This window comes from Zhongshania sp. R06B22 (assembly GCF_040892595.1).
GTDB classification, from domain to species: Bacteria; Pseudomonadota; Gammaproteobacteria; order Pseudomonadales; family Spongiibacteraceae; genus Spongiibacter; species Spongiibacter arctica.
The window spans coordinates 1566071-1592356 of the sequence record NZ_JBFRYB010000001.1 but is presented as its reverse complement, the minus strand read 5'-3'; the positions used below and the strand labels follow the sequence as shown (position 1 = coordinate 1592356).

Below are 26286 nucleotides of genomic sequence, written 5' to 3'. Positions count from 1 at the left end.
AGTATTTACTCTTTTGTAAATAAAAGAAATTAAAGGCGCAAGTCAATTTGCTATCTGCTGCCGCCATGCGTGAACATTTTTCGAAATTCGCAGCATAAAAAATCAAGGTGTCAGAAAGGTTTTTAGATTAACGGCACATACCAGCAATAATTGTCATGGCTGTCTCGCTGGCATCACTGGGAAAACTCACCAGATTCGGCACTACCATCATGGTCATCCCCATACCGTCGTACAAGGCTTGTAGGCCGCGGGCAATCGCTTCAGGGTTGGTGGAGGCTTTGAACTCACCCTCGTCTATTCCCTGCTGTATCAAGCCTGAAAGTTTAGCAAGAAAGGACAGGTATCCCTGTTTAAAAAGTTCGCTCACCTCGGGCGTGTGGGGCGCCAGAACAAAGAAATCCAGAAGCAAGCGATTGTATTGCGCGAGAGACGCGATGACTTTCTCGTATTCTTGCAACAGCAAGATAAGTTGTTCGCGGGCGCTGCCGGTGTCAGGGATAGCCTGCATGGACTCCGCATTTATCACCAGCAAGTGCGTTAGCACCCCTATCATCAGTTCTTCTTTGCTGGAGAAGTGGTGATATACCCCGCCCTTGCTGAGGCCGGAGGCCTCGATAAAGTCGTTCATGCGACTAGCAACAATGCCCTTTTCGATCAGTACTTCTGTGGCACCGTCGATGATCTGTTGACGCCGTTCTTCAGAACTCATATTTTATTCCGGCCGTGACATAGTCGTCCGTCGTTAAAAACGGGATGGTCTGTGCTGCCTTACTGAGACTGGCAGTGCCCAAGGCGAGTGAGCTGCTCCAGTAATCATCCCACTGGTATTCCGCAAATATTGTGAGACTTAAAAAGCGCGGCTCCGAGGCCCAGTTACCCAATAGACTCATTATTAAATTATCATTGAGATAGGGCTTTCGCCAGCTAAGTGTAGCACCGCCAATCTGTTGATGTTCGACCACATCATTATCTTGATATCGCGACCACAGACCGGCACTAACGGCGTGGTTGTCTTGGGTGGTGTATTCAAAGCCTAGGGCGACGTCAATTTGATCAGTAGTTTCATTACTTAGCGAGACGAGTTGCTCGGTTTTAAAGGCGGCCTCACCCTTAATTAATAAACGGCCACGTGCGATGGACACGCCAAGGCCGTACATATCGAATTCGCTAAGCTCAGCGGTGGGTAGCTGCGCGCCCTGCGCCATGACTAGCGTCGGTGTGTTGCTGAATAATCGCGCATACATGGCGCTTATATCATAGCCTTCTCGCGACCATTTATATCGCAGCCCCCACTCTTGGCCGGCATCAACATCGAGTGAGATAGGCGGTGCTCCGGGGGCGAGGCTTAGGGCAAGCGGCTCGTGCTGCAGAACATCGGTTTTTGCTTCTGGGGTGAAGAACACCTGTACTTGATCTGCACCGAAGAAGCAGTCGCCAACCAGCATATCCTGAGGTTCGCGAACATTGCCAAAATCGGTTAGCAACTGCTCGGTATAGTCGAAGGGGGTGATAATGTCAGTAACGAAGGTGCCTTCCACCGTGCCCCAAATCAGGGTTTGGCGCCCCACTTTAGCGGCGCAACTATTGTGGCTGTATTGCAGCCAGGCATTCTGCCATTCGTTCTTACCATAATTACCACGATTTTCAGCGAGGCGATCTTCTGACCAAAAATAGCGGTAGCGGGTGTCCAAGCGAATAAACCAGCCGCCGGCAAAGCCGGTCTCAAATTCTAGACGCAGATGGCTGCGCTGCTCCCGCGTTGCCTCTGTTGTCTCAGTGTGACTGTGCTCAAGGGTGGTTTTTAGGCCGTCGCTCCAGTGGGATTCAACGCTATCGATCTCACTGGAGTTAAATAGAAAATCGTCGCCACCCAGTAAGTCCCCTGTCTGCGCGCTAACTGAGTGAGGTAGCAGCAATATTGCCAGTCCCATCCCCGCCAGCGTTTTAACTTGCTGTGTCACGTGCTTACTCATTGGAAATGCTTACGCAGCGCCTGAAGACTTTTTTCTCGGAAGGCGAAATCTGTAAGTGTACGCTGGGTAAGAAATTCATCATCAATCTCAACGCCCATGGCAATTGCTTCGGTTTTCATATTCGACAGGCGCCGAGTCTGCAGATTAATTAAGGTGACGTCCCGGGCAATCCACAGGCCGTTAATTTCCTCAATATCCTTAGATAGTATCTGTTTGAAGACCTTGCCCTGCTTATCAAAGGTCTGCGCCTTTAGAGCGACAAAGCGTTCCTTGTCGATCCAGAATCGCAGCTTGCTGTACTCGGTTTTACCAGCGCGCACCGGTTTTGGCGTGGATTCAATCACCCACACTGGGCGGTCACCAAAGGGCCCCTCTTGGAGGATTTCGTAGCTGTATTCGTCGGTTTTTCCGTTCTCCATGTCTTCGGTGGTGAACTCGGAACCAAAGACTGACACCGGCTCTTGGTCTTCGCCACTGCCACTGGCCATCCGCTTCACCTTGCCTAGGGCTGAGAGGTAAAGCCAAGATTCAGTGTCCCGATTGTCATCGTCGTAGCTGTAGGTGAGCATCCCAATGCCGCGCTCACTGGCGGGGTCAATCAGAATGGAAATACCCCGGCTGTCTTTGAGGTGTTCACCGTATTGCTTAGAGGCTGATTCCAAAACCTTAGTACGAGGTGTTTCGGCGCAAGCCAGTTGTTTATTCTTCATGGTGAATTTACAGCTGGAGAGCACCGATTTAGTCAGCGAGCCATTGGCAACCATGCGCTGCCGCTGATCCACTTTATCCATGATACTTTGAGCATCATCGGCGGCGCTGGCCTGGTGAATAAAACCAGCCGTGCATAGAACGCCACATATAATGTGAGCGCCAATACGTTTCACGAATAACGCTTCTAGGGTTCTTATCATTGTGAGCCTCCTGACTCTAGCGTGCCGAGGTGGGTTTGTGCTGAGCGTCGAATCTGCAGAGCTTTGTCGCGTCCCAGTTCAGGCTTGAACCAGTAGATCAGCGCCGGCAGGAACAGCAAATCAGACAGCAGGGCAACAAAGATTGCCGCCGAGCCAAGGGCGCCGGGTTTAGCCAGTCCCATATTGCTGGAGAAGATGAGAACACCGAAGCCGAAACCCAAGATCAGCGTGGTGAAGATAACCGCCTGACCGACTTCGCGCAGGGTCTCATGCATGGCTTTGCGGACATCGCCGTGTTTGATCCAGGACTCTCGGTAGTGACTGATAAAGTGGATGGTGTCATCAACAGCAATACCGAGAATGATTGGCGCAATAACTAGGGTGTCGGCATTTAAAGAAACCCCCAGCCAGCCCAGAATACCGAAGGTAAATGCAGCGGGCATTAGGTTGGGAAGCGTAGAGATTAAGCCGGACTGAATACTGCCTAGACTGATCATCATGACGACGCTGATGGCAATTAAAGCAAAACCAAAGCTCTTCAGCTGGGTGGTAATAACAAGATCAAAAAGCGCCATGATGAGATGGAAGGAACCCGTCACTTTCATTTCCATATCGGGATAGCGCTCATGCAACTGCGGAAAGTGATTGGCAATATCGTCGTTAATACGCTCGAACATGTCGGTGTATTCATAGGAGCCCGCGTTTCTCAACATAAAGCTGATGTGCCCATGGCTGTAGTCATCACTAACTACTGCACGGCGGTCTGCTGAATTGGCGCTGTCAAACAAATAAAGAAGCTGCGCGGCCATTCGCGGATCGTCGGGGATCACTTCAAATTTGGGATCGCCTTGGTTCATAACCTTATTAGAGTCTTTAACCACATCGGCCAGAGAAAATGTCTTCACAATTTTGTCGGGGTAATCGCGCTTAAGGTCATTAACCCATTCATCCATAGCCTTGAGTACCACGGGGTCTTTAAGGGCGTCGCGATGATTGAAATTAAGATATATCTCTAGCGCCATTCCCCCCATCAGCTTTTCGTCGACCACATTCATTGCATTGCGTAAGTCTGTGCCCTCGCGAGCTTGCTCGGCGTAGTTGGAGTCGATAGCCACCTTGGTGCCGCCGTATATCAATAAGATAAAGGCGGCGACATAAATAATCACGATAGGCTTGGAGAAACGCTCAGTAAATTCTGCAACCTTGCCCAAAAAAGCTTCAATATTAAAAATCCGCTGGATTGTCGATTGTCTGGCTCGGGCAACAGCAATCCTGTGCGTGGGGCGCCAAATATGCAGCATCAGTGGTAGTAAAAATAATACCAGCAGCACAGAGAACAGCACGGCAAAGGCTGAGACCATGCCGAACACCTCCATAATTGGCATATCCGCCAGCGTCAGCGACAGCATCCCGATCATGGTAGTAAGTGAGGTCAGTAGAATCGGCGTACCCGTTTGCCGGTAGCACAGCGCCATGGCGCGCTCATGACTATGGTGCTCCTGTCTGAATAGGAGGTAGGCATTGAGTACGTGGATACAGCTTGCGACGCCAACAGCAATAGCCAGCATGACAGTGAGAGCTAGGACAGCGGTGTAGGACAGGCCCAGCCAGCAGCCAAGACCCACCGCCCAGACTACAGAGATACATACAATACTGAGAGGCCACACCACTGCGCTAAAGGAGCGGAAGCTAAACCAACTCAGCACGATAATCAGCAGTATCATCAGACCGATCAGGCCGCTTGCCTGCTCCATAGAGTTCATAGAAAACTCCATCAGAGAAGGACTGCCTGCTATGTGAAATTCGAAATCGGCGTACTTGGGGTCCTCAAGGGATTCCCTGATTGCCCTAACGACCTGGGCGTAATTAAGAACTTGTTCTTCTAAAAATTTCGCAGCCTCTGGCGCGGCGTCTACAGATGGTGCGTCCATTGCACCAATGTCCAGCATGAAGTCACCGCTACTCAGCAAATCATCAGACGCCACTTCTTCTGAGAGACCATCAGACTTAAGCATGGCGCCTAGATTGGTTTTCAAACGAATTCCGGCGGTAGTGAAGTCCGGCGAGAAAAACATTCGCTCAAAGCTTTTTTGACCCAATGCTATATCGCGTCGGGCTTCGCGCTCAGCTTCAGTCCTAGGAAAGTCGTGACCAATCAGTGGTCGTGAAATAAGTGTGTCGCCGTCGGCGATTTGATAGTGCGCATTGTAAAGGCTGTCGATGCGGATAATGCGATTAAAGGGGTTGCTGCTGCCGTCTGCTAGGGTGATAGCTGCTGATTTATTCTCGATATCCCGGTGCAACTGAACCAGTGTTTGCAAAGCGTCGGCAGAAAACACATCGCCGGACTTGGGCTTATAGGCAATAAAAATGTCCTCGTCGCTACCGAATTGATGACGAAAGGCGTTTCTTACCAAAACGGGCTGAGCGTCTTCTGCAAACCAAACTTCTGGAGACATATCCAAGGTCATTCGGGTCATCACACCCCAAATCGACAGACCTAGACTGCTAATCAGCACAAGTAAGATTAACCAGCGCCAGCGCACTGATTGCTCGGGAACTGTTTCCAGCCAGTCTTGGATACGATTCAACAGATATTGCACGGGGGCACTACTCCAATACTCTTATTTTGTATCTGCAGGATCCTACACGACCGACCAGTTGGTTTGCAAGTGTAATTAAGCCTTGTTCATGGAGGTGATGCCTCCGTCTCCTCCACGTTAAGCAGCCAAATAATGCTTATTTTTCTTATTTGCATCTTTATAGCGTCTTAGCGGCGCGGTCTCGCCCCTAGCCTTGGTATGTTTATTGCTCTGATACGTTTATTGCGCAGGTATATTTGTAGCTAAAGCTATCCGGCTGAATTTGGAGTCACCCTGCAACAGGCTATAATCGAGCCGCACGGATTTTTATAGTTGGGATAACACACCCCAGCTATATAACAACTTCAATAAAATATCAGGTGTAGCATATGATACTGATCAAACCCGCATTAGTTATGCTCTGCGGCTTGGCGCTAGTCGCCTGTAACGACAGCAGTAGCAATAATGGCAATGCGGCAGCCCCCCAGACCCGATCACAACTCGTCAACGAGGAAGGCGCGCAATGCGTGGTAGATGACCCGCGTCGATTGGTCGGCGACGGTCTGGACGCTCCGGGAAAATTAGAAGTGGACGTCAGCGCCGCACGGGGCAGTGCGGCGCTGTGCTCCAGTAACGCCGAGTATTTGGTCGGCACCGGTCTACACGACATCACTGCACCCATCGCCGACACCGCCAGCCTCGCCTGGGTAAATCCACAGCAAGTATTCAGCGCTCTTCACTCTCGCGTTTATGCCCGTGCATTTGCCATTGCCTCACCCTGCAACAATAAGCGGGTGATGTTTGTTTCCATTGATACTGGGCTAATGAGCGCGAGTCTCCGCGACGCTGTTCTAGCCGAAATTGCCGCCGATGAAGAGCTGAACACACTCTATAATGCGAACAACATTATGTTGTCTGTTACCCATACCCACTCAGACCCCGGCACAGGGCTGATCGGCATAGGCAATGGTCTAGCCGTTATCACGAACGGCATCGTTCAAGCCATTAGCAAGGCGCAGGCGAATCTGCTGGCGAATCCCGAACCAGCAGGCATCAACTTGTCTTCAGGTGAATTGTTAAATGCCAATATAAACCGCTCCAAACCCGCCTACGCACAAAATACCCAAGCGGAACGAAACCTGTTTTTAAACGCCCGAAATGAAGAAACTCAGGTCAACAAGCGCATGGTACAGCTTGAACTGAATCGTGAAGACGGCAGCGCTGCGGGTTTGATTAACTGGTTTGGCGTACACCCCACCGTCATCGGTCCAGCTCAAAAATACGTGAGTGGCGATGTAAAAGGCTACGCCTCACTCGGCTTCGAACGCCTAATGGGAACCGACTACCGCGCAGATCCAGCCACAGGCACCTTCGTGGGCGCTTTTGCCCAGGCAGATGAAGGCGATGCCTCACCCAATATAGCCATCGAAGAATTTCCCTACCCCAGCCCCAAACGTGGCGGCGGTGAAAACGACTTCGACGCCAATGCCATTTCGGGGATCAAACAATTGGCAAGAGCAATCGAACTTTACGGCACCGGCAAGGTAGTCAATGGGCCGGTGGATTATCAATTTTTGCGAATCCCCATCACCAATATTACGGTCGATGACCCGGTGGTGTTGGCAAGTTTGAAACACCCCGCTGAGCTGGATGAGGCGGTAAAGAAAACCTGTGACGGTATTCTTGGCACCTCTTTTGGCGCCGGTGCAGAAGACGGCCCAGGACCCACCCAGGAAGGGCTGAAGTGCAGTGACGATCCCGCCATACTCGAAGCCGCTCTAAACGATATTGAGACGCTTGCCGGAGCGCGATTAGAAGGCTTTCCCGGTAGCTGGCCCGAGGATTTAATCCCCGGTCATATCCTATCAGCAGCTGTTATGTGCAACGCTAGAGACGCGCTATTGTTCTTAGGGGATTTTTCCTGCCAAGCCGAAAAACCCGTCTTGCTGCCGCGTGGTGGCACGGAATTACCGATTCAGTTATTCCGCGTGGGTAACCTGGCCTTACTGGGCCTGCCCTGGGAAGTCACCACCATGTCGGCACGCCGCATCCGTGGGCTATTACTAGAAGAGCTAGCACCCATTGGCGTTGATACTGTGGTCATTGCCGGGTTAGTTAACGATTATGTTCACTACCTCACCACACGCGAAGAATATTCGTCACAGCAATATGAAGGTGCCTCCACACTCTATGGTCCGTGGACACAGGCCGCCGTTGCTCAGGAATCCTTGCAGCTCGCACGCGCTATGCGCAGTCAAACGCCAGTAAGCGAAGCACCCGCACCGGGTGATCGCATAGATTTAACTCTACAGGCCGGCCCCCGAGAATTACCAAATCCCGGCGGCCCAGCGGGCACCGTCGTCACTCAACCACCCAGCTCAATCACTGCAGGTGAGGTGCTGGACGCTGAATTCGTGGTCGGACATCCCGGTAATGATCTACGAATTCAGGAGAGTTATGTCTACGTCGAAAAGCAATTGCCTAGCGGTGACTGGTTAGTAGTTGAGGAAGATCGTACGCCAGAATTACTGTATGAATGGAAACCGATACTACAAGCACCCGTAGCCCTAGAGCGACCACTGCTTACTAGCGGCGGCACAGCAGCAGTGAACTGGACGATTCCAGCGAATACGCCAACGGGCACCTATCGATTGCGGGTAGAAGGCAAGTCTCTAGGCCTTATCGCTTTAGAGGCCCAACCATACCAGGCAATATCAAACACCTTCACCATTATCGGCACGGAGAGTGTCTGCCCATAAGACCTTGCAGGAACCCCAGCAACGCCGAGCAGCATTACTGGGGCTTCTTCAACAATAAAACAGAAACCACTATTGCCTAAAAACAATAAGCTAATTAACTCACTAATTTTGGGCTTTTATCTAGCCTAGCGCATGTGAAGTGCTAGCTATATACACGCGACCCAGCGGGCAATAAAAACGTATACCTAAATTTTAATTTGCTTATTGGCTAGCAAAGATAGCCACAATCGGCATTACAAAAAATACGCTAGCGATATAAGCAAAACCGAGAATCTTTTGCTCCGCTACCCGCTGGGATAACCCCTCTGCAATTTTAAGCGGTATTTCACGTAAGAATTTAATCCCAAACACCACCGCAACTCCGAGCACATTATAAATAAGATGTACTAGGGCAATTTGTAGTGCGACTAGCGCAAACTCGCCAGTGACCGCCAGCGAAGCAATTAATGCTGTTATGCAGGTGCCAATATTGGCACCCAGGGTGAAGGGGTATATATCTCGGGTTTTTAAAATACCATTACCCACTAAGGGCACCACCAGGGACGTGGTGGTAGAAGATGACTGCACCATTACCGTCACAATAGTGCCTGAGAAAATCCCAGTGACAGGACCTTTACCAATAGCATGGTGAAGAACATTTTTGGCCTTGCCAACCATCAAGGACTTCATGGTTCTACCGATAAACGTAATGGCAAAAACAATCAAACCAACACCCGCTACAGCTAAAATCATACCACCCATCAGCTCAGATAAGGGACTCACCAAAGAAACAAGCCGCTCAGCGAAGGGTTCTGTGATCGCCTTTACTGGGTTAAAGCCATTACCACTAGTTTGAATTTTTGCGAGCCAGGTGATTACCGTACTGCTGATTTTTTCTAAGAGACCAAACGCAATTTCCAGAGGTAAAAATATCACCACACAGAGCATATTAAAAAAGTCATGCACGGTTGCAGCAGAAAAGGCCCGTTGAAATTCGTTTTTATTAGTAATATGACCCAGGCTAACAATCGTATTGGTGATGCTGGTACCAATATTCGCTCCCATTACCATGGGGATCGCAATACCTATGGGCAAACCACCCGCAACCATAGCGACTATGATCGAAGTTACGGTGCTTGAAGATTGAATAAGTGCGGTCGCCGTCATGCCAATGATAAGACCCAGCAGCGGGTTCTGGGCAAATTCGAAAAGTGCGGTAGCGTGCTCGCCTGTCGCTAATTTGAATCCGTCACCAATAACACTGACGGCGAGCAAAATAATGTATATCAAGAACAGTAACTGCATCCATTTGAAAACCAGATACTTACCAGGGTCCTCCTGGGGTTGATCGGCCAAGCTCAAGTCTAAATTCGACACAGTTTACTAATCCTAGTGACTATTCATTGAAGGCTAAACGCATATTCCCAATATAATATGTCAGTTATGTTTCAATTAAATGTCAGCTAGGCGGATTATAAAATTAGCTTCTAATAACAGAGAAGAATATTAGAGGTGGCGAGGGATTTATTGATGTTCTAGAACTTTATTTTCAGGAAAGCTAAAAACTAAATCGCCATTTTTATTAGGGATAATTTCCATGCCGGCTTGCGCAAAGACGGTTTGTGTCAGGAATGTTCTCAAGCCACCGTTTTCAACTAATTTCTCAAGAATCAGGTGTCCGACCTGACCATTATCCCGCTCAATGACTAGCGGCTTAGCGCCAAAAAGGAAGGCAATTGTCCTAGCATATTGTCGGTCACGACCTACATTTTTAGCATAACTTAATAGCACTTGTGGGCAATGCCCCTTCAAGCGAGCGCGCCAGATCACAAATATTCTCCCCAGAATTTTGATGATATGTTTATTTTTATGGAAACGACCACCGATAGATAGCGCCAATTCTGCCCTCAATCGATAGGCAGTGATTAAAGCCGGGTAACTTCCCGCGCTGCAGCCCATAGTACGATAGGCACCGTAGTTGACTAGCCGCGGAGAATTGGCTATCCAGTCGGCCATATCCGTCACGGTGTTGCCAAGAAACGGGACACCGCGCTGATAAGCTTGATTCAAAACCTCCGCAATGACTAAGACATCATAGGCAGCGGCATCGACGTGCTGTAACAATACCGCAACCGGCATCATCATGCTTCGATCTCCCCTACCTGGAAAGCATATCAATAGGGTTTTACCCGCCGGTGTTCCTGTGCCAATAAATAGCGTGGCGGTAGGTGCCAGGCGTTGGTAAATAAAAGGCTCTGTCTTCAGTTTTCCACTACTTAATAGCTGTTGCTGAAGATCCTCTAGCCAACGACCTGTTGCTGCATGATATTTCTGACCGTTACCTGCGGGAACTAGCTCCTTATCACGATTCTTGGCATACAACACATCAACATCAGCTGGGGACAGTCGATATTCAAGAGATGTTAGCGCTCTGTTTAAATGCGCAACGGTGGGACAAAGTCTGACGATACGCTTAAAAAATTGTACGATGTACGGCGGTGTATCAAAGGAACGATCATCGCGAATAACATCATTAAAATCGGAGTCGATATTCGTCTTCCGTAAGTCTTGTGACTTCTGCCCCAATTCTTGTTTTTGCTGCTCTTCTTGTTCTTTTGTGTGCTGTAATGATAATACCCTCGCGACCATATTACCCAAATAGCGGAAATTACCGTATTCGTTGGGGTGAATAACAACGTCATATTCCAATTCGAGGGCGACTAATAATTCCATACGCCCGAGGGAGTCTAAATCGACTTTGCGGAACAAGATGTCGCCACTACCCCGCTCAAATTCTGCTATCTGGGATGCCTTGAGGGACATTTTTGCCTTAGGATCTAAAGCCCGAATAATGGTTTTACGTATCGGCTCCGCTTGCGCTGAAAGCTTAGCCACTTCTCGGCGAGCGATTTTTCCTGCTGTGTTTCTGGGAATCTCATCGACAATAAGAAGCTGCCGTGGTGAACGCAAGCCCAGATGTCGCTTTAAAAATTTCTCCAACTCTTGCAGCTGAGGTCTCGTATTCTTGGCGAAAACAAGCAGCGCAACCGGAATATTACCATGCACCGACGAGCGCTTAGGGAAAACCGCGGTGTCGACGATGCCCGGAAATTGGCGTATCTGAGATTCAATATCCTGAGGGAATATATTCATGCTGTTGAAAACGAACATATCGTCGGACCGGCCACACAGATAAATCCGTCCTTCTTCGTCGAGATAACCTATATCACCGCTGCGAAACCAACCATCTTCAAGTCGGCTTGCCGTCAGATCCGAATTACCGGAATATCCACGAAACATGCCGTGGCAACGAATATGCAACTCTCCGGTTTCGCCGCGGCCAAGAATTTCTCCGTCTGCTGACACAGTGCGTACTTCAATTCCTGGCAAGGCTCGGCCAACGCTATTATCTGAGCCCGCATCATCGGGATCTGTAAATGCAATAGCACCTGTTTCAGTTGTTCCATAGCCCGCCCGCAAGTTGCTAGTGATTGAATTTCGCAGCCGCGCTCGAAGCGTTGTGGCAACATGCGATCCGCCTAACTTCAATTGAATATTAGATAAAGCGTCAACACCCGGTATTGCCAATAACTCTTGGGCCTGAAACGCGGACACGTGCATCACATTTACATCGAGTGCTTGGCATTGGGCAAGTAACGAATTCTGAATGGTATCAATAAAGACATTAGTCGCACCCATCGCGACACAATAGAGCCGATGACGTTTGGCAAAATTGTGTTCCATGGAGGCCAGGCAGGCGAATCGCTCATGTGAAGAACCGATGTGACGATGGGCCTGTGCAACAATATCACTATCATAATGAACAACTAGCTTGGGAGCCCCGGTGGTGCCGGAAGTAGAAAATAATAAAGACGCTTTCGCGGCGACTTCCGGGCTTGCTTCCAATAGCTCGGCTGATGATGGCTCATTCACAAAAGCGGTGCCGTCAGCAACATAGCTAACACCGCAGCTCTCAACAACGGTTTCTTGGTTCTCCACAGGCTCGTATGAAGGCACCGTACACGACGTTGCGCCCATATATACTGCGGCGAGACATAGAACCAGATGCTGACTATCATCCGCGCATTTTATTCCAATTACGGCGTCGGCTTTAATACCCGCGTCATTGAAACGATTGACTTGGGACCGAACCAGCTGAGCAAGTTGGACATATGACAGCCTTGCTGTCTGGCTAACAATAGCGTCGTGATCTGGATGCATTTCTGCATGGTAAAGGAGACGTTCAATTAAGGAGCCGGGGCTTAAGCTAACATCATTAAAATGACCGACGAGCGTCATTTTTTAACCTTGAACAGCACATGTAATGGTTCATTTAACAGGGGGGAAAAAAACGCCTCGTCTATCGCGACAAGTTCCGGTGTCACACTTAACTCTTTTACTTCAGGCATAGCGGAGAAGCCTGCGTGTCGCAAGCAATCAAAGTAATCGCTAAAGGTTTTATGCACACACTGGACATGCAAAGGTTCACCGCTGCGCTTCCAGATTTCGCCCTCAAACTTCTCATTCACGTCAGTAAAATAGTTCTTACCGGTGGCATCGAAGTAAAATGGCGCTGCTTGACTGGCACGCACAAAGGGAAAAAAGGGATGAGGCACACTGAAAATAAATTCGCCCTGAGGCGGCAATGACTTGTAGACCATAGAAAATACACGCTGCATATCTTCTACCCGCAAGTAGTTAAACAGAAACACGGCAATACAAAGGTCAAACTGCCTGTCGGGGATAAATTCAACCACATTACAAGCTCGGTACTCAATCCCTAGCTGGTCTTGGGCTTCCTGTATTTGGGCGGCTTCTATCATCTGCGCAGATAAATCTAAGCCGAGGTAATCGCCAGCACCCCGGCGCTTGAGCTCTCGGGCGCAATACCCTTCGCCACAACCAACATCTAATACTGAGCGCTTATTCAGTTCGCCACAGGCCTCAAAAACAAACGGCCGCGCGGTAAAATCTGACAGGGAACTCGGTGTTAAACGCAGCCACTTTTTGGCGTTGTCGTTGTAAACTTGTGCGGTATCCAAAGCACAGGACTCCTCTATGACGACGTAAGTTGAGGCTGGGAAACAGGGAAACATTGGGCTCGCTCTAGTAAGGCATCCCAAAACAGGGTTCGCAATTCGAGCGCTGATTTCACGCCATATTCTATTTGCTCACAAGCCTCTTTATCCGTAGCTAGCTCAGTAGCAAGCAACAGCATTTCGGCTGCATGCTCATCATCGCACGCGCTGTGCAAGTCAAAAAAGATGCGCTGCTCTAAGGTAAGGTCGCTGTGCGTTTTAAGACTGGAAAGAATCTGCTGATAAACATTAGACACTATAAGCTCCGTGCCAATGCCGATAGCCCCCACCCCAACATACTCGTTGATACTGCAAAGCGCTAAAAACTGCTGACTCCACAATTTGCCTGCGGGACGATCTGCGTCGCTATGGCTGTAGTCGGAACTAACACCTAATGCCTCCTGAAAGCGACGAAACAAACTCGCATGAGACTGCCCTTCTACACTGGCCAATACTTCTGGAGGAAGTTCAAGCTCGCCTATATGACCTTTTTCCTCTGCTAAATTGGACTCTAGTATTCTCACATGTGAAGCGTCTTGCAGCTTGGCGATGACCGCTGATAAATAACGGGTGAATTGGGAGCTATACAAACCGTATTGGAAGGCAAAATCTTTCAGAGCCAAGTCGATATTGGGAAGATCGCCCTTTTGGAGGGCCTGTAAATAAGGATGGGAGACCGCAGTGGATTGAAACACCTCATTGCCGAGGCGCTCGACGAAAGCCGCCCCTAGTGGGTTTTTACTCATAGCATCTGCTTCGGTTTTGTTGTCAGTTGCCATTTATTGTTGCCCAAGTTCGCATCACATTGCAAATCAGTCTCAGGCTGTTTTTTAGTATCATCTTGGAGAATTGCCTTATTCCGGCCGCAGGGATCTAAACTAACCTTTACCAAAGAGGTGTAAATCAATAAAGCGTGGACTATGAACTCGCCTTCCGAGCAATAAAGTCAAAATGACAGAAAACCATTAACGCCTACTGATATTTTTACCGTCAACGCTCACGCTTTTTCTAGCAACGCCAATACCTCAGCCGCAGCGCGTTCACCAGAACGCACTGCACCATCCATATAACCACATCCTATTTCTGCACTCTCTGTTCCCGCCCAGTGAATTCTCCCAACAGGCTCGCGCAAGGCTGGCCCTGCCGCTGTCAAGATGCCTTTGCTTAAAGGCGTAATACAGCCGATGCTCCACGGATCCGTCGACCAATCTTTCTCAACATAGCCAATGTTTGAAAGTGCCTTGGGACCAAAATACCGGCTTAACTCTTGCGGTACTAATCTCGCCCGGTCGAACTCACTTGCCATGGCTGGAACTTCAGCCGCAGATAAGAATGCCGTCAGCACACCCATTGATGCATCTTGTGGTGAGTTATCAAAAACTAATTGCAGGGGCGCACGGTCAGTAACGACATTGCCACTAAAGCCGGCATCTCGCCAAAAGGCGTGCTTATAAACAACGGAATGTTTAATTAAAGGTAATTTCGTGAGGCCCGCCCAGCGCCGCACCAACTCCTTGCGCTGGTCTGACAAACCGGTTTTAAAATCGATACGCAAGGTGTCCGCCGGCGCCATCGCCACCACCACTCTATCAGCGAGATAACGCCCCTTTCTCGTTATCACCTCAACAGCTTCAGTCGGTCGATCACTAATTTCTAATACCGGCTCACTCAAGTGAACTCGACCCTGCAAAGCTTTGGCGGCATTAATAGACACCAACTGAGAACCACCCACAAAACGCAGGTCTTGCAAACCGTTATCGTTTAAAGCGATGCGAAGCAGGCCCCCACTAGATTGGATGTAATGCAAAAACCATAGCAGCGAAATACGCTCAGGATAACCTGCCATTATGGCCCGGGTGACAACTCTAAACGTTTCAATTGTCCACGATGACGCACCCTGCGAATCTAGCCATGCCGCCAGCGTCATATTATCTAAAGACTTTGCGTTGTCTGCCTGCCAAGGTTTCCCTGGCGGCAAACGATTCGCCATTTTTTGCAAGCGCGAAGCCAAGCGGACAAAATCATAAGCCTGTTCTACATTTATTTTTGGTAGCAGCCCCTTCGAAACCAAGCCCTGAATCTCATACAGCCCCGCGCCCTCGTAATAAGCGTCAAAAGTATCAACACCCATTTCTGCAGCAAATGCTGCGATACGATCTTGACCCGGACCAATCCACTCACCACCACCCTCAACAACATGATTATTCGGTAAGGGTAAATTAAGTGTTCGCCCACCTACTCGGTCACGTGATTCCAAAACCACAAGCGACTTAACACCCTGTTTGAGCAGATTATGAGCTGTTGATAAACCGGCTAGACCACCGCCAATCACCGCTACTTGAACGCGATGATCCACGATCTTATTCGCCCACGAGACCCGAGCAGGTAACATGCCCAGCGTCAGCGCCGCAGATCCGGCCTTCAAGAATTCGCGGCGATTACGAGTCATGTATTACTCCCTGCACTAAGACCTGTTGCGGTGCATTGAATGGCTTCCAACCACTGTGCAATTTCAATCTGATCAGCTTTCTCGATGATATTTAAAATTGCAGCCATCCCTGAATCGGCATCCCCTCGAAGATTTTGCCTAGTTTCACTCATGCGCCGAAGTAGATAAGCGGAATGCTGGCCACACAATTTAGGGGCTAATAAAGCATCATTTCCCTGGCCTTGCGCGCCATGACAGGCTGAACAATATTCTTGATACTTGGTCGCTGCCAGGCTATCGGCAGCAGGCACTGTTTGGACAAGAGTGGCAGCAGTAATAGTCGATAAGCCTGCTATATAACGAGATACTTCAAGGACCTCGTCTGCGCTTAGCGCACGAGCAAAAGGAAGCATAACCGGAAGATAAGACGAGCCATCACGCAGTTTTTGTAATTTATGGACCAGCACTTTTTGACTTTGACCGGCTAAACGGGGAACGTCACCATCACTGCGACCACTCCCATCTGCCATGTGACAAGACGCACAAGATGCATATAATTCTGCACCAAGCGTACCGCTTTCTCCTTCTATGACCCACGGCGATTCAGGTATCACGGCAAGTGGTGCAGAGGTACTGACTACCTTACCATTGACAAAATAGGCGGCGGATATAATCAAGGCCGATACTAGTAATAAAATATAAATGGCAACTTTCATAAATTAAGTTTCAGCAGGTACATATGAATTTCCAAACAACTCGGAATCAAAATTTTAAGTAACAATTGAAGAATAAGCATAGCCTTGAAGTGCTTATGCAGTCGAGGCCGGCGCCAGCGAGACCGCTATCGATTTGAACTGCGGAGTGTGTGAGCGCGGATCTGTTAGGCGCGAGCTGAGAATATTTGCCTCGGGGTAATACGCCGCCACGCAGCCCCTAGGTAAATTAAACAGTTTGATCTCTACCCCACGCATCTCACCATAGTCCGAGCTAATATCGACGGTTTTACCTTCGCTTACTCCCAGTTCTAAAGCGTCTTGCTGGTTTAGCAATACCGTCCAACGCTTATTAACGCCGCGGTAGCTATCATTCTCCTCATAAATAATAGAATTAAATTGGCCTTCGCTACGAATGGTCATCATGGTGTATGGCCGCGACACGTCGCTATGGCTTCCCCCGCTGAGGGGAATCACAAACCGCGCTCTACCGTCTTCGGTATTAAACTCCGGCGTGTGCTTAACACGACCGCTGACATAGAACTCCCTCTTCGCCACATCAATATCAGCGAGTTCCTCCATGCCCGGCACGACCTTAGCAATCGCTTGGCGGACATTTTTGTGACGTTTAAATTCGGCAAAGTTAATGGGGCAATCCACCAGTAACTGACTGGCGATATCTGCAAGAATGGCGACTTCAGAACGAACAGATGCAATGCGCGCAATGCCACCATCACTTAAGCGAACATAGTTGAACATGGATTCTTGTGTTGTGGGTTCAGGCTCTTCGTCGCGGGCACAAACCGGAAAAACAATTGATTCCCCCGAATCAACCCCGGTCACATGGCCGCGATTAATGGTTGTGGTAAGAAAAATCTTAAGACCAATATTGTCCAGCGCTCTGGCGGTCCACTTACTATCTGGGCTGGCTTCATAGAGATTCCCGCCCATCACCACTGCCACGTCTATACCGCCATCATGGGCGCACGCCAGCGACTCCAAGGTATGCATGCCTGTGTCTTTCGGTAACTTAACCCCAAAGGTTTGCTCTATACGGCTGAATACTTCACTGGATAACACCGGCTTTACGCCAATGGTGCCAATACCCTGCACATTGCTATGACCTCGCAGCGGCAGCAAACCGGCGTGGGACTTACCCACCATGCCCCTCAGCAATGCTAAGTTACTAATCCACTCGATATTATCAACGCCGTGCCGGTGATGGGTCATTCCCATACCCCAGGCAAAAATCGCATTTTGGGCGTTTATATAAACATCGGCGACCTGCAGTATGTCGGCCTTATCAATTCCGCAGCAATCCAAGAGGGATTCCCAAGATTGGGTCTGCACATGGCGTTCAAAATCCGGATAATCATTGGTGTATTTTTTAATAAAATCGTGGGCAGCGCCTCCCCGTTCAACAACCCCTTTAGCGATCGCAGCAAACACGGCAATATCCGTCCCGATTTTGGGTTGCAGATAAATACTGGCGACTTCATCGCCGCCCTTTATCATGGAGCTGATCATTTTGGGGGCGGCGAACTGCACCAAGCCCGCTTCACGCAGAGGGTTTATCACCACCACGGTGCCACCACGACGACGCAAACCAATTAACTTATGCAGCAAACGCGGATGATTTGAGGCCGGATTAGCGCCAATCAAAAAGAACAGATCACAGTGGGCAATATCATCCAGCTCGACCGTTGCAGTGCCGGTGCCGACGGTTGCACCTAAAGCTTCGCCAGTGGCCTGATGGCAGTAATAGGAGCAATTGCTGATATTGTTTGTTCCATAAAGACGCGCCATAAGTTGCAGCAAAAACCCGGCCTCATTTGAGGAGCGACCCGAGCTGTAAAAAAAGCTGCGGCTGGGATCTACCTTGGCCAAACCCTCGGCAGCATGATTTAGCGCCCAATTCCAATCGACTTCTTTATAGCGATTGCCGCCAGCGGCTTTGTATATCGGTTGACCCAAACGACCAAGAGTTTCGAGCTCACGCCCCGACAGCTGTCGAAATTCTTCCAAGGTATGAGCAAATACCTCAGCGGGTATAGGTGGCTGAATATCCGTAGACTGGGCCTGGATACTTTTATTGCAAACCGAGGGGAACTCATCCAATTCATTGGTCATCCCGCCGCGCTGACCACCCATGCCTAGACCACAGGCCTTGCACGCATTCTTAGCGCTCAGGGCCTTGGCAGAGTTGAGCAGTCCAATTCTGCGCGCCGTATTAAGCGTATAGAGTAGTTTCTTGGGGCCACCACCAATGACTTTCATAGATACTCGCTTTTTTCTTTAGATGACAGGCTAGGTCGCCAAACTCAACAACCGATATCAACCATACACCGCTTTTGATGCGACTCTAGTATAGAAGTCGACCCTTAGAATAAAAACAAAGATCTCAGGGGTATGATAATAGGAGGCAAGAGCCAGCGACGAACTCGCCAGTAACTCTTATTTACACGTCGAGAAGATCGACTAATTGCGGCAAGTTCTTAACAATATAATCTGGCTGCGCGCCAAGCGGATACGCGACCGCGCCCGGCCGTTGAATAAATGCAGTTTGCATTCCAACCGCCTTGGCACCGGCCAAGTCCCAAGCATGCGCTGCGACCATCAATGCATCTTCGGCTTGAACTCCCATTTGTTCCAGCACCCAGCGATAGGGTCGTGGATCGGGCTTGTAAGCACGAACGTCTTCAACACTGAAACATCGATCAAAATACTTGGTCAAACCCGCATACTCAAACTGAGCAGCAAGACCCGCCTTGGAGGAATTACTCAAGCTCACTAGGCGGGCGTCTAATTTTGCTAGCGTTTGCAAAGCGGGCACCACATCTGGGTGGGCGGGTAATTTGGTGATAGTGCCGGCAATGGCCTCGCTCGCCACCTCGGGGTCTAGCTCAATACCTTTACTAGCTGCGACCATCATCAGCGCGGCTGTGCCGATCTCGCCGAAACCGTGGTAGTCGCCGCTTAAGGTTTCGACCAATGAGTAATGCAACATGGTAGAAAACCACAGTGATAAATACTGCTCGCCGTCTGGCAGCGCCTGCCCTACCGAATATCGTAAAGGCGCAAGATCTAGAAGCGTCTCGTTGACATCAAAAATGATAACTTTTGGCATCTGCATTACATCAGTCTCCGCTGTAAAAATTAACGCCGTTAAAGCAGTCAACACCGCCACGGTTTGACACTGAGAGCTTAACTAAGCGAGAGATAATCGAATTCAAGCTTAATCGATAAGCTGTTTTGCCTCAGCAGCAATGGTGCGCAAGGCGGTCTCTGTATACGCCCCACGACCAAGAACTCTAATCGAAAGTGCCAGCGCCAGCATGGCCTTGGCCTTTGACTGCGGATCTATGTCTTTACGAATATCGCCACGCATCTGCCCCACTTCAATACTCCGCCGAAAGAAGCCCTCAATTTCTCGAAGGCCATTGGCAACAATAGTATTGACCTCTTCACCATGAGAGCCGCTGTCTAGTACGGTATTAAACAGAAAGCAGCCCTTGCGCTCGGTATCAGCCACAGTATTAGCAACGGTATTATCAAAAAAATTATAAATAGCGCTGCGTGGATCATCTAGGGCTTCAAGCTGCGCCAAGATGGCCTTGCGATTTTCCTGGTCATATTTAAGCAGTGCTTTTACAAACAAGGCCCGTTTACCGCCATAGGCATTGTAAAGGCTTCCGCGGTTGATCCCGGTCTCCGCAATAAGATTAGCCATCGAAGCCGAGTCGAAACCTTTGCTCCAAAACACCTGCATGGCCTTTTCTAAGGCAGTGTTCTCATCAAACTTTTTTTCCCAAGGCATGAACGCCAACTCCGATTCCAATACTCCCCTCTTATAGCATGTTTAGACCAGGTGATACAAACTTAACAGCAGCGGCCGCACAGTCTAATATGCCTTAATATAGACCATTAAATAACGTATATTAGCAAGCCCCAACATCAATCTTCAGCGCCCAGTCATCCAATAAAGCAAAAGTATTGACCGATCGGTCTAAACAATACTATGCTGGGCCAATTCGGGTAAAACTTACCCGAAGCCGAGTAAAGAACTGGAGCGCGCTATGACCACATTCACCTTACACACCACTGACACCGCACCCGAAGCCAGCAAACCGCTACTGGCCCAATCGAAAAAATCCTTTGGAATGATACCCGGCCTACACGCCGTCATGGCTGAGGCACCCGGTCTACTCGAAGCCTACCAGCGAGTTCACGAGCTTTTTGTTAACTCTAGCTTTAACAAGGATGAGCTCACCGTGGTTTGGCAGACAATAAATGTCGAACATGCCTGCCACTACTGTGTCCCCGCCCATACCGCCATCGCCAAATCAATGGGTGTAAGCGAAGATATCTCGCTAGCGCTGCGCAACGAAACACCGCTAGCCGATCCGCGTCTAGAGGCGCTGCGCGTATTCACTCTGAGCCTTGTCCGCAAGCGAGGAAATGTTGACAGCGACACCGTGGAGACTTTTATAAATGCCGGATTTACTCAACGTCATATATTAGAGGTGGTGCTTGGCGTCTCGCAGAAAATCATGTCGAACTACACAAATCATCTAGCGAAGACGCCTGTAGATGCTCCGTTCAAAGAGTTCATGTGGACAAAAGTGGCCTAGCAAGCTTAGCGCGCCCTTCTAGTGAAGATTTAATAAACAGAAGGGCGACGTATAAACGGACTTGTTCATCAAGTGAGTACGCTGAACGCAGAGACTGATCAGCCTTTAATGACAAGGTCTGAAACTCGTAGCCGGTGATAGATGGCAATGATTTAACTGCCGTGTTTTTCAATGCTTAATACTAAGCAAGGAATAGGAAGGGAGAACCATGAATACCCACGCAGCGATGCCAGATACCTTATCTAAACCCTTATCACGCTCACTACTGATGCTACGTCTAGGTGTTTTTGTGGTGATGTTGATGTGGACTCTGGACAAATTTGTTAACCCAGAACATACAGGAAAGGTATTCAGCGCGTTTTACGGGGTGGATTGGTTAAATCAACACCTCTCAGCCGTAATTGGTGTATTTGAGCTACTACTAATACTCGCTTTTGTCGCCGGTCTTTGGCGTCGCTGGACTTACGGAGGCGTGCTAATCATTCACGCAGTTTCAACATTCATGTCTTATAAGCAATACATGGCTGCTTTTGACAACCTGCTATTTTTTGCAGCCTGGCCCATGCTAGCAGCCTGCCTTGCCCTCTACTGGCTAAGAGACTGGGATACATTATTGGCTGTCCCTAGCCGCAACAGGCAATTATGAGCTGAGAGCACTGCAAAATAATATGCCTTGAACACCGACAATAACCCTGAGCTATCCATTAAAATTGAAGGTATATTTAAGGATGGCTGCCAGGCGTCTATCATGTGCCGGTCATGCACACATCAAAATATCTAGAAGCGCGTCACAGAAACCCAAGGCGTTGGCGGGCGTGAGTCGGCTCCGCCCGGCAGATCAGCTAAGTGTTTATTCATGCAGCCCGCATACTCTAAGTGGCTGCCACTTCACGAAATGACCGAGATAACATAGTCTAGAACACTCGGAACAACGTATCAGTCTATTTATAGTTATAGGGCAATTGATTCATGGCAAAAAAGGCAGATACCGCGTCCATACCCAAAGGACGATTAAGTCGTTTTGGCCAACTCAGTTCTTTAGCTGGGCGAGTCGCCGGCAATATGTTCGCTGAAGGTGTCACTGAAATAGCTAAAGGTAATCGACCTAGAATAAAGGACCTACTACTGACACCGAGCAACGCTATCAAGGTGGCGGAGAAGCTGGCGCAAATGCGCGGCGCGGCAATGAAAGTAGGTCAAATGCTATCGATGGATGCGGGCGATATGTTGCCCGCCGAGTTAACAGAGCTACTGGCTAGACTGCGCTCAGACGCCAAATCTATGCCGGAAAAAGACCTTATAAAATTACTAGAATCACAATGGGGGGAAGGATGGCAGAAGAACTTCAAACAATTTCCACTACAACCCATTGCCGCAGCCTCCATCGGCCAAGTACATGAAGCCCTCACTCTAAACTTAGAGCGTCTGGCGGTTAAAATTCAATACCCAGGTATTAAGCAAAGTATTAATAGCGACGTCGATAACGTGGCTACCCTCATAAAAATGACCGGTTTATTACCCAAAGGTCTAGATCTAAAGCCCTTATTGGCTGAAGCTAAAAAACAGCTTCACGATGAAGCAGATTATGCCCTTGAAGCACGATATTTAGAGCAATACGCAGTTCTTATAGACAATGATGATGCCTTTGAGATGCCGGTTTTTAATAAGGAGTTTAGTAGCGAGACCATTCTTGCTATGAGCTTTGTAGATGGCATACCGATAGAGCAATTGCGTGACGCCCCTCAAGAAACCCGTGATCAGGTTATGAGCGATCTGATGCGTTTATTTTTTAAAGAATTATTCGACTTTCAGCTGGTGCAAACCGATCCTAACTTTGCGAACTATCAATATAATCAAAATAGCAAAAAGATTGTGCTTTTAGACTTTGGGGCGACTCGCAGTTATACATCAGCCATGGCCGAAAATTATCGCCTGCTTATGCAGGGCGGCAGCCGTCATGACAAGGCACAGATCCGCCAAGCCATCTTAGATATAGGGCTAATCCGGCCGGACTTGCCTGAAAAAGTGCAACAAAATATCACTGACTTAGCGTATATCGCCTGCGAACCTTTGTATAAAGAATCACCTTACGACTTTGCTAGTTCTGATCTATCTTTGCGATTACAGCAGCAGGGAATGCAATTAGGGCTAGAGAAAGAGTACGCTCACACCCCGGTGGCCAATGCGATTTTTTTACATCGCAAATTAGGTGGCTTGTTTTTACTGGCAATAAAACTAAAAGCGAAGGTAGATATGCAGAGTCTATTCGCGCCTTACAATAAACAATAATCTAGTCAGAGATACGTAGTAAGGAGTTGTTCAAAATTCCCCATACAGCATGCGATATCAAGGTAGACAAAAGCAGGATTACTATCATTTTGGCGGGCGAGACAACAACCGTCACAAGACTTAAAAGACGAAGATAGCATTCACTATCTTCGTCTTAAGCTCAGTAGGTATAGCGAGCGGTAATACCGAATGTACGCTGCGGTAGTGTAAACGCCTGATAAGATCCTTCTGCTGCGCCCACTCGTGAATCTACCACGGTGTGGATATTTGCAGGGGCGACTTGATTTATAACGACTTCATCAGTGATATTCCTACCCCATAGCGCCAAATCAATCGAATCATTACGCCAGCCAAAACGCAGGTTTGTCATACTAGACGCCGGCATATCGAACCTAGGGTCTAGCGCAGAGCTAGCATTGGCCGAACTCGAATATAAATAATCTAAGCGGGAATATAGATCGCCACCAGAAAACGGCTTACGCCAATTCAAGGCTATATTGGCTTTAAACTTTGTGGCCGAGGGCAAGGCTTCACCACTCAGATCGCACTGCCCTGCATCGTTGTCTGGCGTCCGCCCGTAATAGCATTGGCCACGGGTATATTCGTCATACAGGGTATCGATATAGGCCAGATTAACAGTGGCCATTGTGTGCTCCGACAAAATCATAGTCGAATCAACTTCAATACCGTTTACCGTCACTAATTCAGCGTTATTAATAATAAACACTAGACCTTCAAAGCTCGCATTTTGAAAGTCCTTATACTCGGTATGGAATATAGCGGCGTTAACACGTGCGCGGCGATCGAGAAATTCTGTTTTGGCACCGAGTTCCAGATTAATCACGGTCTCTTCATCAAAGGGACGCAGCTCGTCGCTGGCCGTACCATTTTGCAAACTAAATCCACCCGATTTAAAACCCGATGATATTGCACCATAGAGCATGGTATCGCTGTTCAAAAAGTAACTCGCCGATACCGAGCCGGTAAGGGCCTCAAAGCTATCGCTCTGATCAAAGTTATTACCGTCTGGAGTCACCTGACAAATCAAATTGGTATTGATGGGCGGCACACAACCCAAAGCTGATAGTTGATTGCTTTGGTCTACCGTGCCGCGCTTGTCTTCATAGGAGTAGCGAAGCCCTAGCGCGCCCTTCCACTTCTCATTAAAGTTAAAATCTAGTTTGGTAAAGAGACCAATATTATCGGTATCTTGAGTAATATAATAATCCCCGCGATCACCCTCTACGCCAAACGCAGGAATGACTAAAGGCAATAAGTTAATAGGCAGCGCACCACCAGCGATCAGCTCATCAACAATGGCGTCACCGTAGGCTTCAACATCTTCAGTGGCAATAAATTCGGGCCGAGATTTATCTCCACGAATAAATTCATTGGTGAAATAAAATCCACCCACCAGCCAATTAAAGTCTTCGCCACCATCTGAGGCAATACGAAGTTCCTGGGAAAATGAACTACCCTGCTGTCTGTCGTAAAAGTCGGCGACCTTCAAACTAAATTGTTCTACGTCCTCTAAAGAGCTAAGCCCATTGTAGTCATCGTAGCTACTGATAGAGGTAAAGGTATAGCCATCACCGGCATAACTTAGATTTAAAATAATATCGTTGGCATCACCTTCGTAGTAGCTACCATCACTGTATTCGATAAGCCTATCCGAAGGGTCATTGGGAATACTCAAAGTGCCGCCAGCGTTGCGGACGATACGCTGACTCTCCTCACTCAAAAAGACGTCGCCGGTCAAGGTGTTCATATCTTTCTCGGCGTATCCAACAATGAGACGCGCACTCAACTTATCGGAAAAATCTGCTCTGAGCTGGCCTCGAACAGCATAGCTATTCTGACCATCTGCATCGGGGCCGGCCGCATTTTCTATAAGTTCGCCGCGGCTAGTATCAACGACACTCAGGCGTCCGCTAAGCCAATCCGTTAAGGGACCACTGACATAAGACTTCACTTGGCGTAAGTCATCACTGCCAAGATTCACCTCAACCATGGCTTCTAACTGCTCGGTCGGGCCCTGAGTCTGAATGCTAATAACACCGGCCGTGACGTTCTTACCGTGAAGGGTACTTTGCGGCCCTTTCAAAACCTCAACAGAACTGACATCGACTAAATCGCCAATACCAATACCGGAGCGAGATCGAAATGCGCCATCGATGAACAGGCCGGTCGCAGGCTCGAAATTAGGTATATTGCCGGCATTACCAATGTTACGAATCCGGAAAGTGGTAGCCAAGGGACTGATATTAGTGAGCACGATAAGCGATGGTACTTGGGCTGCAATATCAGTGATGTCATTAAAACCAATATCGAGGAGTTGGTCAGCGGTGATGGCAGAGACCGATACCGGCACGGTTTGCATGTCTTCCTGACGCTTTTGCGCGGTGACAATAACCTCCTCTAATTGCGCAGCGTATAAAGACGTCGATGACATTGCGCAGGCAAGCGCTGAACCACAAAACCAATAGCTTTTATTCTTCATTTTTTATACCAGACAAGATCTGAAAAAAGTACTAATCCGTGTCGACGCAAGATTAGCTAGTTATTATAGGATGGAATCTATCAAAAAATTTACACCGCGTAAACTTTTAAATATTTACGGTTGTAAAGATCAGCTGCGCACACAATCGCCACTCAAGCCAACTTGCACGCTATCAAGGGTAATAGACCCAAAGCCCTTTATATGCCTGCACAGTTAACACCAAACGGTTCAACACTACTGTCATCCGACCGTCTTAAAACCTCCATATAAGCGCCATCAAACTGTAAGCCTTTGGCTCTAGTCTCTGTGCCGGTAAGTGATGCTAGCTAGCGACGCTCGTTTTTGATGGGGCCTCTTACCCAAGCACGACATACCTAATATAGGAAAAATTATTTTCCAGACCAGGAGCCTTAAAATGCGTATAAGATCCGCTATATTGTCAG

18 protein-coding genes are annotated in these 26286 nt (G+C 48.7%); 4 read left to right on the top strand and 14 right to left on the bottom strand.

All coding sequences use genetic code 11. The features are described 5' to 3' along the window. Positions 1 to 127: 127 nt before the first annotated feature. From AB4875_RS07200 to AB4875_RS07185, 4 genes are read right to left on the bottom strand one after another with little or no spacing between them, the layout of a single operon-like run. Positions 128 to 709, bottom strand: coding sequence for a TetR/AcrR family transcriptional regulator (locus AB4875_RS07200; protein ID WP_368375376.1), 582 nt, complete (start codon positions 707 to 709; stop codon positions 128 to 130). Continuing rightward, the gene (locus tag AB4875_RS07195) at positions 699 to 1973 is read right to left on the bottom strand and encodes a DUF1302 family protein (protein ID WP_368375375.1); all 1275 of its coding nucleotides are present in this window, start codon (positions 1971 to 1973) and stop codon (positions 699 to 701) included. The genes AB4875_RS07200 and AB4875_RS07195 overlap by 11 nt, the downstream gene beginning before the upstream one ends. Beyond that, on the bottom strand, positions 1970 to 2884 hold the full coding sequence (locus AB4875_RS07190) for an outer membrane lipoprotein-sorting protein (RefSeq protein WP_368375374.1): 915 nt from the start codon (positions 2882 to 2884) through the stop codon (positions 1970 to 1972). The genes AB4875_RS07195 and AB4875_RS07190 overlap by 4 nt, the downstream gene beginning before the upstream one ends. Beyond that, positions 2881 to 5487 carry an efflux RND transporter permease subunit gene (locus tag AB4875_RS07185; RefSeq protein WP_368375373.1) on the bottom strand — a complete coding sequence of 869 codons (2607 nt, stop codon included), beginning with the start codon at positions 5485 to 5487 and terminating at the stop codon, positions 2881 to 2883. The genes AB4875_RS07190 and AB4875_RS07185 overlap by 4 nt, the downstream gene beginning before the upstream one ends. Before the next feature lie 368 nt (positions 5488 to 5855). Here AB4875_RS07185 and AB4875_RS07180 point away from each other — a divergent pair, with 368 nt between their 5' ends. Then, positions 5856 to 8225, top strand: coding sequence for a neutral/alkaline non-lysosomal ceramidase N-terminal domain-containing protein (locus AB4875_RS07180; protein ID WP_368375372.1), 2370 nt, complete (start codon positions 5856 to 5858; stop codon positions 8223 to 8225). A 201-nt stretch (positions 8226 to 8426) separates the two neighbouring features. On the opposite strand, the gene AB4875_RS07175 is transcribed toward AB4875_RS07180, so the two are convergent. The 9 genes from AB4875_RS07175 to AB4875_RS07135 form a co-directional block, all read right to left on the bottom strand. Continuing rightward, the gene (locus AB4875_RS07175; RefSeq protein ID WP_368375371.1) at positions 8427 to 9581 is read right to left on the bottom strand and encodes a Na/Pi symporter; all 1155 of its coding nucleotides are present in this window, start codon (positions 9579 to 9581) and stop codon (positions 8427 to 8429) included. 147 nt (positions 9582 to 9728) lie between these two features. Beyond that, positions 9729 to 12503, bottom strand: coding sequence for an AMP-binding protein (locus AB4875_RS07170; protein ID WP_368375370.1), 2775 nt, complete (start codon positions 12501 to 12503; stop codon positions 9729 to 9731). Continuing rightward, complete coding sequence (locus AB4875_RS07165) at positions 12500 to 13246, bottom strand: class I SAM-dependent methyltransferase (protein ID WP_368375369.1); 747 nt, start codon at positions 13244 to 13246, stop codon at positions 12500 to 12502. The genes AB4875_RS07170 and AB4875_RS07165 overlap by 4 nt, the downstream gene beginning before the upstream one ends. 14 nt (positions 13247 to 13260) lie before the next feature. Continuing rightward, positions 13261 to 14061, bottom strand: coding sequence for an iron-containing redox enzyme family protein (locus AB4875_RS07160; protein WP_368375368.1), 801 nt, complete (start codon positions 14059 to 14061; stop codon positions 13261 to 13263). A gap of 218 nt (positions 14062 to 14279) precedes the next feature. Continuing rightward, complete coding sequence (locus AB4875_RS07155; RefSeq protein WP_368375367.1) at positions 14280 to 15731, bottom strand: flavin monoamine oxidase family protein; 1452 nt, start codon at positions 15729 to 15731, stop codon at positions 14280 to 14282. After that, complete coding sequence (locus AB4875_RS07150; RefSeq protein WP_368375366.1) at positions 15728 to 16426, bottom strand: c-type cytochrome; 699 nt, start codon at positions 16424 to 16426, stop codon at positions 15728 to 15730. The genes AB4875_RS07155 and AB4875_RS07150 overlap by 4 nt, the downstream gene beginning before the upstream one ends. A gap of 93 nt (positions 16427 to 16519) precedes the next feature. Next, positions 16520 to 18700, bottom strand: a complete 2181-nt coding sequence (locus tag AB4875_RS07145; protein ID WP_368375365.1) for an FdhF/YdeP family oxidoreductase — start codon at positions 18698 to 18700, stop codon at positions 16520 to 16522. 181 nt (positions 18701 to 18881) lie between these two features. Further along, positions 18882 to 19556, bottom strand: coding sequence for a haloacid dehalogenase type II (locus AB4875_RS07140; protein ID WP_368375364.1), 675 nt, complete (start codon positions 19554 to 19556; stop codon positions 18882 to 18884). A 102-nt stretch (positions 19557 to 19658) separates the two neighbouring features. After that, positions 19659 to 20240, bottom strand: a complete 582-nt coding sequence (locus AB4875_RS07135; protein ID WP_368375363.1) for a TetR/AcrR family transcriptional regulator — start codon at positions 20238 to 20240, stop codon at positions 19659 to 19661. A gap of 259 nt (positions 20241 to 20499) precedes the next feature. On the opposite strand from AB4875_RS07135, the gene AB4875_RS07130 reads away from it, so the two are divergent. The 3 genes from AB4875_RS07130 (at position 20500) to AB4875_RS07120 (ending at position 23343) form a co-directional block, all read left to right on the top strand. Then, on the top strand, positions 20500 to 21054 hold the full coding sequence (locus tag AB4875_RS07130) for a carboxymuconolactone decarboxylase family protein (protein ID WP_368375362.1): 555 nt from the start codon (positions 20500 to 20502) through the stop codon (positions 21052 to 21054). 208 nt (positions 21055 to 21262) lie between these two features. Beyond that, positions 21263 to 21700 (top strand): hypothetical protein, encoded by a 438-nt coding sequence (locus AB4875_RS07125; RefSeq protein WP_368375361.1) that lies wholly within the window; start codon positions 21263 to 21265, stop codon positions 21698 to 21700. 323 nt (positions 21701 to 22023) lie between these two features. Next, positions 22024 to 23343 (top strand): ABC1 kinase family protein, encoded by a 1320-nt coding sequence (locus AB4875_RS07120; RefSeq protein WP_368375360.1) that lies wholly within the window; start codon positions 22024 to 22026, stop codon positions 23341 to 23343. A 160-nt stretch (positions 23344 to 23503) separates the two neighbouring features. On the opposite strand, the gene AB4875_RS07115 is transcribed toward AB4875_RS07120, so the two are convergent. After that, positions 23504 to 25843: a TonB-dependent receptor gene (locus AB4875_RS07115; protein ID WP_368375359.1), complete on the bottom strand. Its 2340-nt coding sequence runs from the start codon at positions 25841 to 25843 to the stop codon at positions 23504 to 23506. Between the last annotated feature and the right edge of the window lie 443 nt (positions 25844 to 26286).